Below are 17,244 nucleotides of genomic sequence, written 5' to 3' on the forward strand. Positions count from 1 at the left end.
AATATATTGAAATAACAGAGTTTATTTTTAGATTTTTTAAAGAAGGATAATGATTTTTTATAAAATATTTTAAATATTATATAATTACAATACTTAAAAATAATTGAATTTAATAAAGATTATCAAAAATGTTATAACAATGCTATTATTTATTCAACAGATTTGTACAATTGTTATTTTCTAATACTAATTTAACTAAATTAGACGATTTTAATGATGCAATGGATATATTTTTTTTAAAATTTAATGTGGCTGTTTCATCAGATAAATCAGATACTGATTTTATAACTATTAATGGAATATGAAATTGATAACATACCTGAGCTATTGCTGTAGACTCCATTTCTACTCCAATTGCAGAGGAAAATTGAACTTTTAATTTCTTAATAATTTTTTTTTCGCTAACAAATGAGTCTCCAGTAATAAGTAGTCCAGTCATAAATTGAAATTTAAAATTTTTTGCTGTGCTTATAAAAATATTATATAAATTTTTATTTATTTTAAATTTTTTTGGATATTGAGGTATTTGCCCTCTAGAATATCCAAAGTTTGTTAAATTTACATCATAATAACATAAATAATTAGGAATAATAATATCTCCTATCTTCAGTTGAGAATGTAAACTTCCTGCTGAACCACTATTAATAATAATATCAGGTTTAAAAAATTTTATAAGAATCATAGATGCGATACTAGCAGAAACCTTTCCGATACCTGATTTTATTAAAAAAATATTATTTTTTTTAAATGTTCCTATATAAATTTGAAATTGTCCAATATTTTGTATTTCTTTATAGTTTATAATTGTTTTAAATGTTTTAATTTCTTGATCTATAGCACCGATGATTCCAATATTTATATTCATGTGAATTAATTTCAATTATTTTAATTGTCTTAAATATTAAATGATGAGCCACATCCGCATGTATTTTTTGCATTTGGATTATTTACTACAAATTTTGATCCTTCTAAATTTTCTATATAATCTATTTTCCCACCATTTATATATTGCAAGCTAATAGGATCAATAACTATAGAAATATTTTCTTTATTAATTAATACATCATCTTTATTTATATTTTCATCAAAAATAAATTGATATTGAAATCCACTACATCCACCTCCAAGAATGTATATTCTTAATTTTAAATTTTTTTTATTTAAAGTAAGATTTTTTATTTTATTAATAGCATTTTGTGTAAGTTTAATATGATTATTTATAGTATTTTTCACTGTAAATATATTCTCAAAACATTTAGATATCGTTAAAAATAAGATATTTTATCTTATCACAAAATAAATAATTTAAATAAAATAACATATATTAATTATTATATAATAATTCACTTATTCCTTGCGCCGATAGATTTTTTTTATTGGCGCAGGTTATAATTATATAATAGAAAATATAACAACTAATATGATTAACTTACATTGTATGGTTAAAGTATGTTATTTTAAATTTTAAAATTAATCAGATCTTTTACGTAGAAAAGCAGGAATATCTAAATATTCTGGTTCTTTACGTTTAGTATGTTCTGTTTCTTTGATTTCGTTTTTTATATGTTTTTTATCTAATGTTGCAGATGACATATTTAAATATTGATAACGATAATCCATTAATGTTTCTTTAGAAGATTTATTTTTAATTTGACTCACATCTGAGTATTTTTCCATTCCAATACCAGTGGCTACTACTGTTACTCGAAGTGTATCATTCATATCAGGATCTAAAGATGTCCCTATAACAACTGTGGCATTATCTGAAGCAAAAGATCTAATAGTGTTTCCTACAGTTTCAAATTCGTCTAATTTCAAATCAAAACCAGCAGTAATGTTAACTAAAACACCTCGAGCTCCTGACAAATCTATATCTTCTAATAAAGGACTAGATATTGCTATTTCTGCGGCTTCTTCTGCACGATTTTCTCCAGAAGATATCCCTGTACCCATCATAGCATATCCCATTTCTAGCATAACAGTACGTACATCAGCAAAATCTACATTCATAAGACCAGGTCTTGTAATTAGTTCAGCAATACCTTGAACAGCTCCCTTTAATACATTATTTGCAGCACCAAAAGCATCTAGTAAAGAAATACCCCGACTTAGTACTTTTAGTAATTTATCATTTGGTATAGTAATTAAAGAATCTACATGTTTTGATAATTCAACAACTCCTTGATCAGCTATAATCATTCTTTTTTTACCTTCAAAATTAAAAGGTTTTGTGACTACAGCTACGGTTAAAATTCCTAATTCTTTTGCTATTTCTGCTACTACTGGAGCAGCTCCGGTTCCTGTTCCACCTCCCATTCCAGCAGCTATAAAGACCATATCAGAACCATCTAACGCTGATTTTAGTAGTTCTTTATCTTCTTCTGCTGAATTTCGACCAATTTCTGGATTTGCACCAGCTCCTAATCCCTTAGTAATATTGTTTCCTATTTGAATAGTTTGACCTACTTCTATTTTTCTTAAAGCTTGAGCATCAGTATTAATAGCAAAAAATTCAACACCTTCTATACGTTCTCTAACCATATATTCTACTGCATTTCCACCACCTCCACCAACACCAACGACTTTAATTATTGCATTATTACTTAATTCTACAGGCTCAAACATAATTTAATTCCATTATCTATCTTAAATTTTAGAGATGTTTAAAATTGGTTTAAAATTCTTTTTTAAACCAATTATTAATTTGTTTAAACCATTTTTCAAGAAAAGAACTTTCTTTTTTTATATTTTTAGATTGTAAGTAAGATTCTTTTCCATAGTGTAATAAACCCACTACTGTTGAATAATGTGGTTCAGTTATATTTTCTGTTAAACCTGAAATATTTATTGGTTTAGCAATTCGAACTTTATTTTGAAACACCTTTTCTGCACATTTATTTATTAATGAAATAGTTGAAGCACCTCCTGTTAATACTATACCACTTGATAATTGATGTTTTCTGCCTTCTTTATAAAGTTGATTTTGTATATAAAGAATTCTATTATTAATTAAAGTTAATAGTTCATTATATCTGGATTCAATTACTTCTGATACAATATCTAATTGTATATTTTTAAATGCATTTTGATGTTTCTCAGAAAACTCAATATTATTTGATGATTCTATAGATGATTTTAATAAAGAACCATAATTTATTTTTATAATTTCTGAATCATTATAAGATTTGCTAAATGCATATGAAATATCTTTAGTAACAATATTTCCTGCATATGGAATAACTTGGCTATCTTGTATAAATCCGTCGATATAAGTAGTAAAATCTATTGTGCCTCCACCTATATCAATCATACATACACCTAGTTTACATTCTTCTTCGGTTAATACAGATTTACTAGATGCAAGACCTGAAAAAATTACTTGATCAACTTTGATATTACATGTTTCTACTGCTTTAATAATGTTTTTAGCTATATTTTGATGACAAGTAATTAAATGAACTCGTACTTGCATTCTTATCCCTGATAAACCTATAGGGTTTTTTATTCCAGATTGTTGATCAATTGAATATTCTTGTGGAATAACATGTAGTATATGATGTTCATTTAGAATTTTTACCGATTTTGCAGTATGTATTACATTTTCTATATCTTCTTCTGTAACTTCATCTTCAGAAATCGGAACGATTCCAATTTCATTTTGACAATTAATATATTTACTAGATAATGCTAAATATACAGAAGTAATGTTGCAATTAGCCATAATTTCAGCTTGATGGACAGATTCCTTTATACATGAAACAACTGTATCTAAATTGTTAATTCTACCTTTATCTATTCCCTTTGATTTACATATTCCAATTCCAATTATTTTTATGGTATTATCTATTAAAATTTCGCCTACTAAAGTAACCACTTTAGTAGTTCCTACTTCCAGTCCTACTACCAATTTTTTATTTGTTGATATAATCATTATTTCTTAGCCTATACTATATTTTTTAAATTATTAATTTTATTATCAATCAGGATTTCTGATATTTTATATTATAGTTGTTTGACATCAACAATGTTTTTAAAATTGTTTATTTAGACAGAAATAAGTTTTTAAAAATCTAAATTTTTTAAAAATTTTTTCTTATAGAATATTTCATAACGTTTATTTTAAAAAGTAAATTCGTTAAATTATAAAAATATTATTAATATTAAAATAATAAAGTATATTTATTTTATGTAAATTTATTAATTAATAATAAACGTTTTATTTTAAAACACTTTAGAATTTTCAATATATTTAAATTAAAATATTAATTAAATAATTGGTATAATAGTTTTATTCAAAATTTTTAATACTAATTCATCGAATGATATACCTATAGCGTTTGCAGACATTGGAAGTAAACTACGATTTGTCATACCAGGAATAGTATTGATTTCTAGTAACCAAAAATTATTATTTTTATCTAATATTACGTCTATTCTACCACATCCGTTACATCCTAATGCATTCCAAGCGTGTTGTGCTATTTTTTTTAATGTTTGCTCTTGTTGTAAATTTAATCCGCTTGGACATAAATATTTGGTAGAAGATAATTGATATTTTGCAGAATAATCATAAAAATTATTTTTTGCGATAATTTGAATAGAAGGTAATATTTCTTTATCAAGAATTGAAATTGTATATTCTGTTCCTTTTATAAACTTTTCTACTAAAATATCATTGCTATAATTAAATGCTATTTCAATTGCATTCTTTAGTTGATTTTCTGAATGAACTAATGTTATTCCTATACTTGATCCTTGACTATTTGGTTTTACCACAAGAGGATATTCTAATTTAAAAATTTTTTTTGTTAAAATAGAATAGAAATTTTTTAAAAAATCTTCTTTTTGTATATATATATCTGGTAATACAGGAAGACCAGCAGATTTCCATAATAACTTAGTTCTTTTTTTATCTAAAGCAATAGAGGATGCCATAATTCCACTACCAGTATAAGGAATATTCAAATATTCTAATACTCCTTGTATACTACCATCTTCTCCACCTTTTCCATGAAGCGCAATATATGCAATATGAAATCCTTGCGTTTTCAAATGCATAATAGGAAAATCACGTGGATCAAATGCATATGCGTTAATACCAGATCGAATTAAACTCTGTAGAACTGCATTTCCTGATGCTAATGATATTTGACGTTCTGTCGAATTTCCACCTAATAATACTGCTACTTTTTTTTTCATATTATCACTTTTTTATTTTTTTTAACAAAAATTTTATTAGCTATTTTTTCTATATTACCAGCACCTTGTATTAAAATAATATCATTTCCATTTAAACAAGAAACAATAGAATTTAATATTAGTTTATAATTTTTAATTAGAACTATATTTATACTTTTTGTTTTTTTTATATCCCTATATAGTGATTTGCTATCTGCTCCAACAATAATATTTTCATTTGCAGAATAAACATCTAATATTAATAGTGTATCTACTTGAGATAAAACTTTAATAAAATCGTTATATAAATTATGTGTTCTTGTATATCGATGAGGTTGAAAAATCATTATTAAGTTTTTTTTAGGCCAACTGCTTCTTATTGTCTTAATGTTTTCAGATAATTCATTAGGATGATGTCCATAATCATCTATTAACATAATATTTTTATTTATAGTATTATTTATTTTTATTGATATTTTCCCAAGATATTCAAATCTTCTACAAGTACCTTGAAATTTTTTTAATGATTTAAGAATGTTTTGATCGGATATTTTTTGATTGGTTGCTAGAGCTACTGCAGCTGCTGCATTTAAAGCATTATGTTTTCCAGGTATTTTTAGAACAACATCTAAATTTGATTGATTTTTTCGAACTAAACTAAAATTTGAAATAAAATTATTTTGTTTATAACAATTAATTTGAATTGTAGCAGATTTATTAAATCCATATGTAATTATTTTACATTGTATTTTTGGTATTATTTCTTGTATAGCAGGGTTGTCTATACATAATATAACAGTATTATCTAATGGGATTGTTTTTATAAATTTTAAAAATGATTGTTTTAACAAATCAAAATTATTGTTATAATAATTCATGTGGTCAGGTTCAATGTTAGTTACAATAATAGTTTTTGGAGTTAAATAAAGAAATGAACTATCACTTTCATCTGCTTCTGCGATAAGATAGTCAGAATATCCTAGTTTAGAATAAGAATTAATTGATTTTATTAAACCACCATTAATAATAGTCGGATCTAATTTGTTTTCGTTAAATATATCAAAAATCATAGCTGTAGTAGTTGTTTTTCCATGTGTTCCAGAAACAGCTATTCCAAACTTAAACTGCATTAGTATTTGTAACATTTCTGCTCTTAATAATATAGGAATTTTTTTTTTTTTGCTTCTATAATCTCTGGATTGGTAAATGGAATAGCACTAGATATAATAATTAAATCAATATTATTAACATTTTTTTTAGAATGCTGAAAATAAATAATTGCGCCTAATTCTATTAGTTTTTTTGTAACTGATGTTTTTAATATATCTGAACCACTAATTTTATATCCTAATTGTAATAAAATTAAAGCAATTCCATTCATTCCAGAACCTCCAATTCCTATAAAATGAATTTTATTGAATAATTTATTTTTAAAGAAGTTATTTTTTTTTACGTTAATTATATTCATTTTTTTTATATATTTTATTGTTAAAAATTTATTTTTTATAAATATTGTTAATTATTTTAAAAATTTTTATTGTAGAATTTCTTACTCCTAGAGAAAAAGCTTTTTTTGCCATTTTAAGTAATTTTTCTCTGTTTAAAGAATTTAATATTTTCACTATTACTTGTATATTAAATTCGGATTGATTAATAATTTTTGCAGCACCATTATTTTGTAAGTCCTGTGCATTTAATAATTGTTGTTGATCTTTATGTGGATATGGTATAAATATTGCTCCTAATCCTACAGTAGTAATTTCACTTACAGTTAGGGCCCCAGAACGAGATATAACTAGATCTGCCCACTCGTATGCAGATGCAATATTTTCAATAAAAGCATTAATTATATGCTGATCAAATCCATATTGTTGATATTTTTTTTTTGTTTTTTCTAATTCATATTTTCCTACTTGATGCCAAATAATAACTTTTGATTTTAACAATAATGATATTTCAGGTAAAACACTATTAAAAATAGATGCACCTTGACTTCCACCAATAATTAATATTCGTAGAGGACCAGATCTATTTATAAAACGTTTCATAGGAGATGGAATTTTAATAATATTTTCACGCACTGGATTTCCAACGACTTCAGCATTGGGTAAAACACCTGGAAAAGCCTGCATATTTTTTGTAGATATTTTAGCAAGTAATCTATTTGTAATACCAGGAATTTTATTTTGTTCATGTAAAATAAAAGGAATTTTTGAAGTCCATGCTGCCAATCCTCCAGGACCAGATACATACCCTCCCATGCCTAATACAACATTTGGTAAATAATTATTTATAATTTTTTTTATTTTAAAATATGATTTTAATATATGTATGGGAGAAGCAAGTAACGTTTTTAACTTAGCATTTCTTAATCCATTTATATGAATAAGATGAAGTTTAATATTATATTTAGGAACAATATCAGACTCTATTTTATTTTTTGTTCCTATCCAATTTACATTCCATCCATGTTTAATTAAATATTGAGCTATAGTAATAGCTGGAAATACATGTCCACCACTACCACCTGCTATAATTATAATTTTTTTAGCACTCATTTAATTTTCCTTAGGTAAAGCTTGATTTTCACTTAATCGTAATTCAAAATCAATTCTTAATAACATACAAATAGCAATTAAGTTAATAATTAAACTTGAACCTCCATAGCTAATTAATGGCAAAGTTAATCCCTTAGTAGGTAATATTCCAGTAACAGCACCAATATTAATTAACGTTTGAAAACTAAACCACAAACCAATAGAGCAAGCTAAAAAACCTGAAAAAATTTGATTTTTTTCCAAAGATTTTTGTCCAATATACATAGCTCGAAAAGAAATAATAAAAATAGTTAATAATATTAAAAAACAACCTATATATCCTAGTTCTTCTCCAATAATAGAGAATATAAAATCACTATGAGCTTCTGGTAAATAGTTTAATTTTTGTATAGAATTTCCTAAACCTTGTCCAAAAAAATGTCCTCTTCCTAAAGCTATTAATGATTGTGTTAATTGATATCCATTACCGAATGGATCTTGCCAAGGATTCCAAAATGATATTATTCTATTAATACGATATGGTTTAATTAATATTAAAAATCCAACTATTAATATAACTACGCCAATAATTAAAAAAAATTGTTTTATTTTTGCCCCAGAAATAAATAAAATTGATAAAGAGGTAAGAAATAAAACAACTACTGTTCCTAAATCAGGTTCTACTAATAAAAGAATTGATTGCATAGTAATAATACTCATGGGTTTAAAAAATCCCCAAAAGTTATTATGTACTTCTTTAATTTTTCTTGAAAGGTAATTAGAGATATAAAGAAAAGAAGAAATTTTACATATTTCAGCAGGTTGTATATGTAATATACCTATACTTATCCATCGATGTGATCCATGTATTGATTTACCTATTAATAGTACAAAAATAAGCAATAAAACTGAAAATATAAGAATAATATTGCTATATTGATTCCAAAAAACAATAGGTATTCGTAAAAATAAAAAAGATAATAAAAACGTTAAAATAAAATAAAATATTTCTCTTTTTGCAAAAAAAAATGGATCTTTATATAAGCTTTGCCCTATAGGTATAGATGTAGATACCACCATAATTAATCCGGTAATACATAATCCTAAAGTTAACCATACTATTAATCTATCATATAATATGATATACTTTTTTGTATTTTTTTTTATTTTTTTTTTAAAAACATTAACTTAATTCCTTTGATAATGTTATAAAAAGATTACCTCTTTCTTCAAAATTCTTAAATTGATCTTTACTACTACATCCTGGAGATAAAAGTACTATATCACCTGATCTAACTTCTTTAGAAATTAGAGTCATAGCATCTTTTAAATTTTGAACATAAATAGATTTTTTTTGAAATATTTTTGCTATATTCATACCGTCTTTTCCAAAACAATAAACTTTAATTTTTAATTTTTCTAAATAATTTTTTAGAATGTTAAAATCAGCAGATTTTTTATCTCCTCCTAATAATAACCATATTGTTCCTTTAGTGTTAATGTTTTTTAAAGCTGCTTTAGTGCTATCAATATTAGTGGATTTTGAATCATTAATCCAAGATATATTATTCCGTTTATGTACTATTTGGAATCTATGTGGTAAACTCGAAAAGTTGCTAAGTACATCTATAGCTTTATCTCTAGGAAAACACATAGCATCTGAAATAGCTAATGATACTAAAGCGTTTTCATAATTTTGATATCCATACAATGATGTTTTTGATATATCAAGTATTTTTGTTTCTTTGCAGTATAAAAATACTTTATCTTGTATATTATCAATATAATAATCACTATCATTTGTTCCAAAAGTAATACATTTTTTACATGATTTTTTAAAAAAGTAGTTTTTTTCTTTTGCGTTAACTAAACATATTTCTGAGTTTTTATAAATAGATAATTTAGTTTTTTTATATTGTTTAAAACCTCCCGGATACCTGTCTAAATGATCTTCTTTAATATTAAGTACTGCAGCTATTTTTGATTGTAAACTAAATATATTTTCTAATTGAAAACTAGATAGTTCTAATATGTATAAATCAGATTTTTTTTCTAACATATCTAATGCTGGAAATCCAATATTACCTCCTAAATAGACTTTGTATCCTAAATTTTCAGAAATTTTTTTTACCATTGTAGATACAGTACTTTTTCCGTTAGTTCCAGTAATGGAAATAATTGGAGATTTTGCTTCTCTAGAAAATAATTCAATATCACTAATTATTTCGATACCTAACATTCGAGCTTCTATTAAAATGGGTTTAAACGAAGACACTCCAGGACTAATAATAATTAAATCTGATTCTAAAATCCATTTTTTTTCTAAACTTCCTAATTTGTATTGAATATTCTTAGGGATTTTATCTAAATAATAAGGTTTATTAGATTCATCAATTATTTTAGGCATTGCACCTCTTTTTAGAAAAAAATTAATACAAGATATTCCAGTTAGTCCTATACCTAAAATTAATATTTTTTTTTTCGAATACTTATATGACATCATGTATCCTTAAAGATATAATGCCTATTAATAATAGTATAAAAGATATTATCCAAAATCTAATAGTAATTATAGGTTCTGATAATCCTTTTATTTCGTAATGATGATGAATGGGAGCCATTTTAAATATTCTTTTTTTTCTAACTTTAAAATAAATAATTTGTAATATTACTGAGATGGTTTCAAAAACGAAAATTCCACCCATTAATAATAATAATAGTTCTTGATGTAATAATATAGATATTATTCCTAATGCACCACCTAATGATAAAGATCCTACATCTCCCATAAATATTTTAGCTGGATGAATATTAAACCATAAAAAACCTAATCCAGAACCAACAATTGAAGCACATAAAACACTCATTTCACTTGCTTTATCGGAGTAAGAAATATTTATATAATTAATTAAATTAAGATCTGAACTAAAAAAAGCAATTAAACCTAATCCAAACGATACAAAAATTACTGGCATTATTGCTAGTCCATCTAATCCATCTGTTAAGTTTACTCCATTACTTGAACCTAACAGAACAAAGTAAGATAAAAATATATAAAAAAAATTTATTTTCAAAGGTATTGCATGGTAAAATGGAATTATCAGTTCAATATAAATATTATTTTTTTCATTAGAATACATTACATAAATGATTAATATAGCAATTATTGATAACCAAAAAAATTTCCAAAATATTTTTAATCCTATTGAATTATTACATTTAATTTTTTTATAGTCGTCTAATAAGCCAATTAAACCATATCCTAATATAATAAAAAGCACATACCAAATATACATATTATGTAAATTACAATAAAGTAAAACAGATAAACATATTGAAATAATAATAAATATTCCACCCATAGTAGGAATATTGTTTTTATCGAGATGTTTAATAGGTCCGTCAATTCGAATTATTTGAAATTTTTGTATTTTTTTAAAATAAGATATAAAATATGGTATAACAAGTAAATTTATACAAAATGATGTTAATAAACTAAATATTATTCGAAAAGAAATAAAAGTAAATATTTTAAAATTTAAGTATTTGTTAATTAAAAATATCATTTTTTTTTACACTCTTTTATTAAATATTGTATGATTGTTTCCATTTTCATACTACGTGAACCTTTGATTAAAATTGTACTTATACTTTGTTTTAAAATAATTTCTTTTAATTTTTTTTTTAATATATGTTTATTTTTTTTTGTGAAATGCTTTCCATTTTTACATATTTTAAAAACTTCATAACTATAACTTCCAAAACTAAAAATATGATCAATATTTGATAAATTAGCAATATTGCCTATAATTTTATGGTATAAAATACTTTTTTCACCTAATTCTGCCATATCTCCTATCACTAATATTTTATAACCTGGCATTTTTTCTAAAATTTTAATAGCTATAATCATAGAAGCAACGTTGGAATTATATGTATCATTAATTAAAGTTATATTTTCACTTAGTTTTATTGGTTCTAATCGTCCTGGTATAATAGGAGTTTCTAATAATCCAATTTGAATTTGTTTCAATGGTATTTGAACAGAAAATGCAAGAGCACTAGCAGCTAATGCATTAGATATACTTTGATACCCTAAAAAAGGTAAAACGATATTTATATTACCAGATGGTGTATGCATAACAAAACATGTTTGATTTGCATGCATTTTAATATCAGTAGCAAAAAAATTACTATCTTTTTTTTTTCAATAGAAAAATAAAATATTTTTTTATTTTGAATTTTTTTTATCCATTGTGAAAGATGATGACTATCTAAATTAATAATAACTATACCTTTATATTTTAAATAAGATAGTATTTCTGATTTTTCTTTTGATATTCCTAACAACGATTTAAATCCTTCTAAATGGGAATAATAAATATTATTTATTAATGCGATATTTGGTTGAGCAATTTTTGAAATATAATGAATTTCCCCAGGATTATTAGATCCTAATTCAATTACTCCATATTTATCTGTTTGTTTTAATTTTAATAAAGTAATAGGCACTCCTATATGATTATTTTCATTACCCATAGTGTATATTATATTATGGTGTTTTTTAAGTATAGAAGCTGTCATTTCTTTTACTGAAGTTTTTCCACATGATCCAGTAATAGCTAATATTTTTGGATTAGTTATATTACGAACCCAAGTAGCAATTTGTCCTAAAGCAATCGCAGTATCTTCAACTATAATATAAGAAATACATGATATTATTTTTCTATTAGTTATTACAGCAGAACAGCCTTTCATAATAGCTTCTTTAATGAAGTTATGTGCATCAAATTTATTACCTTTTAAAGCAATAAATAAGGTATTCGGTATTACTTTTTTAGTATTTATACTAATATGATTTATTATTATATTTTTTCCGTATAAAAAACCATTTGTAATACTAGCAATTTTTTTTAACGAAATCGGAATCATGTTTTTTTTCCAATAAGTTTAATACTATTTCTTGATCTGAATAGTGAATATATTGATTTCCAATTATTTGATAATTTTCATGTCCTTTTCCAGCAATAAAAATTATATCATTAATATTCGATTGAAAAAAAACATAAGAAATAGCTTTTTTTCTATTTGGAATAATTATTATTTTTTCTTTTTTTATGCATTCAGATATAATTTCTTTAATGATTTTATTTGGATTTTCATTCCTAGGATTATCATTAGTAATAACAACTGTATCTGCTATTTTTTCTGATATTTTACCCATTAAAGAACGTTTTCGTTTGTCTCTTTCTCCTCCACAACCGAATATACACCATATTTTTTTTTTAGAATATTGCCATTTAATAGCGTTTAATGATTTTTCTAATGCATCAGGAGTATGAGCATAATCTATGATACAAATTGGTTTTTTAACAATATTAAATTTTTGCATACGTCCATATACTGGACTAAGTTGAATAGCTGTTTTAATAAGATCAGATAATTTATAATTCATTTCCAACATACATGCTAGTGCTAATAATAAATTTTCTATGTTAAATTTGCCTATTAAATAAGTAGACAAGGTTCCATTGCCCCAACTAGATTCAAATTTTATATTAGTTTTTTCACCATTACTTTGAATATAAATGGCATTTATCCATTTTGTAGAATATTTTTTTTGTGTACAATCTTGGATTGTAACTGCAATTGTATATTTATTAGAAAACTTTTTTAACCATTTTTTTGCATATTTATCGTTGGCATTTAATATTATTTTTTTGACTCTATGATTAGTAAACAGAGAAAGTTTAGCTAATTCATAGTTTTTCATATTTTGATGATAATCTAGATGATCTTGTGTTAAATTAGTAAATATTGCAATATAAAACACAATATTTTTAACTCGATTTTGAATTAAACCATGTGACGAAACTTCCATAGTAACTAATTGAACTTTATTTAATACTGAATATAAAAACGATTCTATATCGACAGCTGATGAAGTAGTATTATATGTTGATTGTAATGATTTATAAAATCCATTTCCCAGAGTCCCCATTGTTGCAATTTTATTTCCTAATAATTCACTCCATTGATTAATTAATTGTGTTACTGTAGTTTTTCCATTAGTTCCAGTAATACCAATAACTTTTAATTTACTGCTTGGTCTATCATAAAATCTTTCAGCTAATCTTGAAAGATATTTAGATAGTTTAAAAAAAGAGATTATAGGAACATTATTAATATAATTTATTTTACCATGCTCTGTTTTTTCTGTAATTTCAGATAATACTGCTACTGCTTTTTTAGAAATCGCTTCGCAAATAAAATTATTACCGTCTTTTTTTTTACCTTTTATAGCTATAAAGATATCTTTAGATTTTATTTTTCTACTATCTATAACTAGATTATTAATACTTTTATTTGGAAGATTTTTAATCCAAGGTAATAAAAAATATTTTAAATTGTTTTGTTTCATAAAATTGTATATAAATTTTTTGCTATTTTTTATAAATTATCTGGTTTTATTTTCATTTTGTCTAATACTGATACCATTATCTGATTAAAAACTGGAGCTGAAACTGCACCTCCATAATATTTGTTTCCCTTTGGGTTATCAATAACAATTACTAAAGAAAATTTTGGATTATCTGCTGGAGCAACACCTGCAGTATAAGCTACATATTTTTTTATATAACGTCCATTAGGACCAACTTTTTTTGCTGTTCCTGTTTTAATCGCAATGCGATATTTTTTTACTTCAGATTGTTTATCGTTTGGGTTTGTTTGAATTACATTTTCTAGCATATTCAGTACATTTTTTACATATTTTTGAGGAAAAATTCGTTTTTCATATGATGGATGATTAATTTTAACAATAGAAAGTGGTCGATAAACTCCATAACTTCCTATAGTTGTATATAATCTTGCTAATTGAAGTGGTGTTACCATAAGTCCATATCCAAAAGAAAAAGTAGCTTTTTCTAATTTTGATAATTTTTTCTTTTTAGGCATAAGTCCTGGATGTTCACCAATTAATTTTAAATTAGTTCGTTGACCTAATCCAAATTTTAAATATGTTTGAATTAGATCTTGACTTTTCATAGTGAGTGCAATTTTTGATACTCCAACATTACTAGATTTTTTTAATATTCCTGCAATATTTAATTTTTCATAATATGAAACATCTTTAATTTGATGTTTGTTAATAAAAAAAGGTTTAGTATTTATTATTGAATTTTTATTAATAAGTCCTTCTTTTAATGCTTCCATAATAACTATTGGTTTAACTGTAGAACCAGGTTCAAAAATATCTGAAACAGCTCGATTTCGAAAATTTTGAGATGTTGCATATTGTCTTTCATTTGGATTATATGCGGGGCTTGTAGCCATTGATAATATTTCTCCAGTCTTAATATCAACTAAGATAGCTATTCCGAAGTCTGCTTTATTTTTATCGACTGCTTCATATAATTTTTGATAAGTAATATTTTGTAATTCTTTATCAATACTTAATATTAAATTTTTAGCATTAGATTTGTGAATCAAAGACATATTTTCAATTACATGACCTTGATTATCTTTTCTTATTTGTCTTCTACCTGGTTTTCCTATTAAGTGATCGTTGAAATTTTTTTCAATACCTTCAATCCCTTGATCATCTATATTATTCACTCCAATAAGTTGGGCAGCAATTTTACCAGAAGGATAATAGCGTTTTGCTTCTGTTGTTAAATAAATACCAGGTAGTTTAAGATCTTTAATATATTGACCAAGGTTAGTATTAATTTGACGTGCTAAATAAATAAATTTGAAATTTTTATTAAAATTAAGATGAAAAATAAATTTTTTTAATGGAACAGAAAGAATTTGAGATAATTTTTGCCATTTTATATTATTTTCAATTTCTATATCATTGTGAACTATACTAGGATCTATAAAAACTGCATTTACTGGAACAGTTACGGCTAATGGATATCCGATACGATCATTGATAATACCTCTAGTGTTCATAACTGATTGTATTCTCAACGTTCTACGATCTCCTTCATGCGATAATTTTTCAGAATCAATAAATTGAAGAAATATTATACGTAATGTTAAGATAATCAAAAATGAAAAAACAATAATACATAATGCGATAAAACGCCAATTGATATAAATTGTTTTTTTTATTTTTTTATTTTGATATAATTTTATATTTTTTTTTGTATACATTTTATAATTATCTTATGTTTCGAGAATTTTAACAAATTAATAAAATTTATATTTTATTATATTTAACTTTGAAATAATTAAATTTTTTGATCAATTAACTTCAGGAATATCAAGAGTATTTTTTTCAATAATTAAATTTCTCCATTCATCATTTTTTTTATTTTTTTCTATATGTAACTGTTCTTCTTCATTAATTAACATTCTAGTTTTATAAACTATAATTACAATAGAATTAGCAGATAATATTATTGCAAACAATAAAATTAGATGAATTTTAAAATATAAAAGAAAATCATTTTTAATAATATTTGGTAGATCATAGTGTTGTTTTGTATTCATATTATTTTAATTCTGCTGTACGTAATATAGAACTTCGAGCTCTAGGATTTTTTTTAATTTCTTCGAAACTTGGAAATAATCGATTTATAATTTTTAATTTACATATTTTTAGTTTTTCAATTTCTTTTTCTGTGATAGGCATACCATATGGTATTATTTCTTTAACACTATTTTTTATCATAAATTTTTTGATTATTCTATCTTCTAATGAATGAAAGCTAATAACAATAATACGACCTCCTGGTTTTAATATTTTTAATGTATCTTTTAGTGCATTTTTTATTTCTTCTAATTCTTGATTAATATAAATTCTAATTGCTTGAAAAGTTCGTCTAGCTGGATGTTTAAATATATTTTTTATTGGTATTGATCTTTTTATAATATTTACTAATTCTAAAGTTTCTGTTATTTTTTTTCTTTTATTGTAATTTTTAATTGCATATGCAATTTTTTTTGCAAAACGTTCTTCTCCAAAATTTTTTAAAACACAAATAATTTTTTTGATATCGCTTTTAAAAATCCAATCTGAAGCTGTAATTCCACAATTTTGATTCATTCTCATATCTAAAGGTCCATTTTTTTTAAATGAAAAACCTCTTTGATAATCTTCTATTTGTAATGAAGAAACTCCTAAATCAAATAATATTCCATCTACTTTTCCAACAATTTGTTTAGATTTAGCATAATTTAAAATATTTGAAAAGGTATCATGAATTATACAAAAACGTTGATCTTGAATTTTATTTCCTATTAATACAGAATTTAAGTCTTTGTCAATAGCATATAATTTTCCTTTTTTTCCTAGTTTTTTTAAAATTTCAATAGAATGCCCACCCATGCCAAATGTACTATCAATATAAATACCATTTTCTTGAATTTTTAATGATTCAATTATCTCTTCTGTCATAACAGGAATATGTTTTATATTTTGGTTCATAGTAGAATTGTATAATATCAATGAAAAATAAACATGATCATTCGTATTTTAAATGATCATGTTTAATAATTAATAAAATGCTTATAAATATGT

17 protein-coding genes are annotated in these 17,244 nt (G+C 24.1%); all 17 read right to left on the minus strand.

What is annotated here, in order from left to right; translation table 11 throughout:
- Positions 1–145 precede the first annotated feature (145 nt).
- The 17 genes from D9V62_RS01075 to rsmH all read right to left on the minus strand — a co-directional run bounded on the left by D9V62_RS01075 (position 146) and on the right by rsmH (position 17,151).
- Positions 146–859: a 5'-methylthioadenosine/adenosylhomocysteine nucleosidase gene (locus D9V62_RS01075; RefSeq protein WP_158340340.1), complete on the minus strand. Its 714-nt coding sequence runs from the start codon at positions 857–859 to the stop codon at positions 146–148.
- A 35-nt stretch (positions 860–894) separates the two neighbouring features.
- Positions 895–1,233 carry an iron-sulfur cluster insertion protein ErpA gene (gene erpA / locus D9V62_RS01080; protein ID WP_158339973.1) on the minus strand — a complete coding sequence of 113 codons (339 nt, stop codon included), beginning with the start codon at positions 1,231–1,233 and terminating at the stop codon, positions 895–897.
- 237 nt (positions 1,234–1,470) lie between these two features.
- A complete protein-coding gene (gene ftsZ / locus D9V62_RS01085; protein WP_158339974.1) occupies positions 1,471–2,625 on the minus strand; it encodes a cell division protein FtsZ in 1,155 nt (384 codons plus the stop codon).
- A 49-nt stretch (positions 2,626–2,674) separates the two neighbouring features.
- Complete coding sequence (ftsA, locus tag D9V62_RS01090) at positions 2,675–3,931, minus strand: cell division protein FtsA (RefSeq protein ID WP_158339975.1); 1,257 nt, start codon at positions 3,929–3,931, stop codon at positions 2,675–2,677.
- 335 nt (positions 3,932–4,266) lie between these two features.
- Positions 4,267–5,199 (minus strand): D-alanine--D-alanine ligase, encoded by a 933-nt coding sequence (locus D9V62_RS01095; protein WP_158339976.1) that lies wholly within the window; start codon positions 5,197–5,199, stop codon positions 4,267–4,269.
- A complete protein-coding gene (gene murC, locus D9V62_RS01100) occupies positions 5,196–6,323 on the minus strand; it encodes a UDP-N-acetylmuramate--L-alanine ligase (RefSeq protein ID WP_261979509.1) in 1,128 nt (375 codons plus the stop codon). Before murC ends, D9V62_RS01095 begins: the two co-directional genes overlap by 4 nt.
- A gap of 8 nt (positions 6,324–6,331) precedes the next feature.
- Positions 6,332–6,646: a Mur ligase domain-containing protein gene (locus D9V62_RS03175; RefSeq protein WP_261979510.1), complete on the minus strand. Its 315-nt coding sequence runs from the start codon at positions 6,644–6,646 to the stop codon at positions 6,332–6,334.
- Positions 6,647–6,674: 28 nt separating this feature from the next.
- Positions 6,675–7,736 carry an undecaprenyldiphospho-muramoylpentapeptide beta-N-acetylglucosaminyltransferase gene (gene murG / locus D9V62_RS01105; RefSeq protein ID WP_158339977.1) on the minus strand — a complete coding sequence of 354 codons (1,062 nt, stop codon included), beginning with the start codon at positions 7,734–7,736 and terminating at the stop codon, positions 6,675–6,677.
- Complete coding sequence (gene ftsW, locus D9V62_RS01110) at positions 7,737–8,882, minus strand: cell division protein FtsW (RefSeq protein ID WP_158339978.1); 1,146 nt, start codon at positions 8,880–8,882, stop codon at positions 7,737–7,739.
- Between the two features lie 16 nt (positions 8,883–8,898).
- A complete protein-coding gene (gene murD / locus D9V62_RS01115) occupies positions 8,899–10,215 on the minus strand; it encodes a UDP-N-acetylmuramoyl-L-alanine--D-glutamate ligase (protein WP_158339979.1) in 1,317 nt (438 codons plus the stop codon).
- The gene (gene mraY / locus D9V62_RS01120) at positions 10,205–11,281 is read right to left on the minus strand and encodes a phospho-N-acetylmuramoyl-pentapeptide-transferase (RefSeq protein WP_158339980.1); all 1,077 of its coding nucleotides are present in this window, start codon (positions 11,279–11,281) and stop codon (positions 10,205–10,207) included. Before mraY ends, murD begins: the two co-directional genes overlap by 11 nt.
- On the minus strand, positions 11,278–11,883 hold the full coding sequence (locus tag D9V62_RS03180; protein ID WP_261979511.1) for a glutamate ligase domain-containing protein: 606 nt from the start codon (positions 11,881–11,883) through the stop codon (positions 11,278–11,280). Before D9V62_RS03180 ends, mraY begins: the two co-directional genes overlap by 4 nt.
- Complete coding sequence (gene murF, locus D9V62_RS03185; RefSeq protein ID WP_261979512.1) at positions 11,832–12,647, minus strand: UDP-N-acetylmuramoyl-tripeptide--D-alanyl-D-alanine ligase; 816 nt, start codon at positions 12,645–12,647, stop codon at positions 11,832–11,834. Before murF ends, D9V62_RS03180 begins: the two co-directional genes overlap by 52 nt.
- A complete protein-coding gene (murE, locus tag D9V62_RS01130) occupies positions 12,616–14,136 on the minus strand; it encodes a UDP-N-acetylmuramoyl-L-alanyl-D-glutamate--2,6-diaminopimelate ligase (protein WP_158339981.1) in 1,521 nt (506 codons plus the stop codon). The genes murF and murE overlap by 32 nt, the downstream gene beginning before the upstream one ends.
- A 29-nt stretch (positions 14,137–14,165) precedes the next feature.
- Positions 14,166–15,875 (minus strand): peptidoglycan glycosyltransferase FtsI, encoded by a 1,710-nt coding sequence (ftsI, locus tag D9V62_RS01135; RefSeq protein ID WP_158339982.1) that lies wholly within the window; start codon positions 15,873–15,875, stop codon positions 14,166–14,168.
- A gap of 90 nt (positions 15,876–15,965) precedes the next feature.
- A complete protein-coding gene (locus D9V62_RS01140; RefSeq protein WP_158339983.1) occupies positions 15,966–16,214 on the minus strand; it encodes a cell division protein FtsL in 249 nt (82 codons plus the stop codon).
- 1 nt (position 16,215) lies between these two features.
- Positions 16,216–17,151, minus strand: a complete 936-nt coding sequence (gene rsmH / locus D9V62_RS01145) for a 16S rRNA (cytosine(1402)-N(4))-methyltransferase RsmH (protein WP_158339984.1) — start codon at positions 17,149–17,151, stop codon at positions 16,216–16,218.
- Between the last annotated feature and the right edge of the window lie 93 nt (positions 17,152–17,244).

Source organism: Buchnera aphidicola (Aphis helianthi) (assembly GCF_005083845.1).
Classification (GTDB): Bacteria; Pseudomonadota; Gammaproteobacteria; order Enterobacterales; family Enterobacteriaceae; genus Buchnera; species Buchnera aphidicola_AW.

Bases quoted from the DNA above. Each gene is read 5' to 3' on its own strand.
- murF (WP_261979512.1), bottom strand. From the start codon at position 12,647: ATGATTCCGATTTCGTTAAAAAAAATTGCTAGTATTACAAATGGTTTT.
- rsmH (WP_158339984.1), bottom strand. From the start codon at position 17,151: ATGAACCAAAATATAAAACATATTCCTGTTATGACAGAAGAGATAATT.
- D9V62_RS03175 (WP_261979510.1), bottom strand. From the start codon at position 6,646: ATGAATATAATTAACGTAAAAAAAAATAACTTCTTTAAAAATAAATTA.
- ftsZ (WP_158339974.1), bottom strand. From the start codon at position 2,625: ATGTTTGAGCCTGTAGAATTAAGTAATAATGCAATAATTAAAGTCGTT.
- ftsI (WP_158339982.1), bottom strand. From the start codon at position 15,875: ATGTATACAAAAAAAAATATAAAATTATATCAAAATAAAAAAATAAAA.
- murE (WP_158339981.1), bottom strand. From the start codon at position 14,136: ATGAAACAAAACAATTTAAAATATTTTTTATTACCTTGGATTAAAAAT.
- murD (WP_158339979.1), bottom strand. From the start codon at position 10,215: ATGTCATATAAGTATTCGAAAAAAAAAATATTAATTTTAGGTATAGGA.
- murC (WP_261979509.1), bottom strand. From the start codon at position 6,323: ATGTTACAAATACTAATGCAGTTTAAGTTTGGAATAGCTGTTTCTGGA.
- D9V62_RS01140 (WP_158339983.1), bottom strand. From the start codon at position 16,214: ATGAATACAAAACAACACTATGATCTACCAAATATTATTAAAAATGAT.
- murG (WP_158339977.1), bottom strand. From the start codon at position 7,736: ATGAGTGCTAAAAAAATTATAATTATAGCAGGTGGTAGTGGTGGACAT.
- ftsA (WP_158339975.1), bottom strand. From the start codon at position 3,931: ATGATTATATCAACAAATAAAAAATTGGTAGTAGGACTGGAAGTAGGA.
- mraY (WP_158339980.1), bottom strand. From the start codon at position 11,281: ATGATATTTTTAATTAACAAATACTTAAATTTTAAAATATTTACTTTT.
- D9V62_RS01095 (WP_158339976.1), bottom strand. From the start codon at position 5,199: ATGAAAAAAAAAGTAGCAGTATTATTAGGTGGAAATTCGACAGAACGT.
- D9V62_RS03180 (WP_261979511.1), bottom strand. From the start codon at position 11,883: ATGCATGCAAATCAAACATGTTTTGTTATGCATACACCATCTGGTAAT.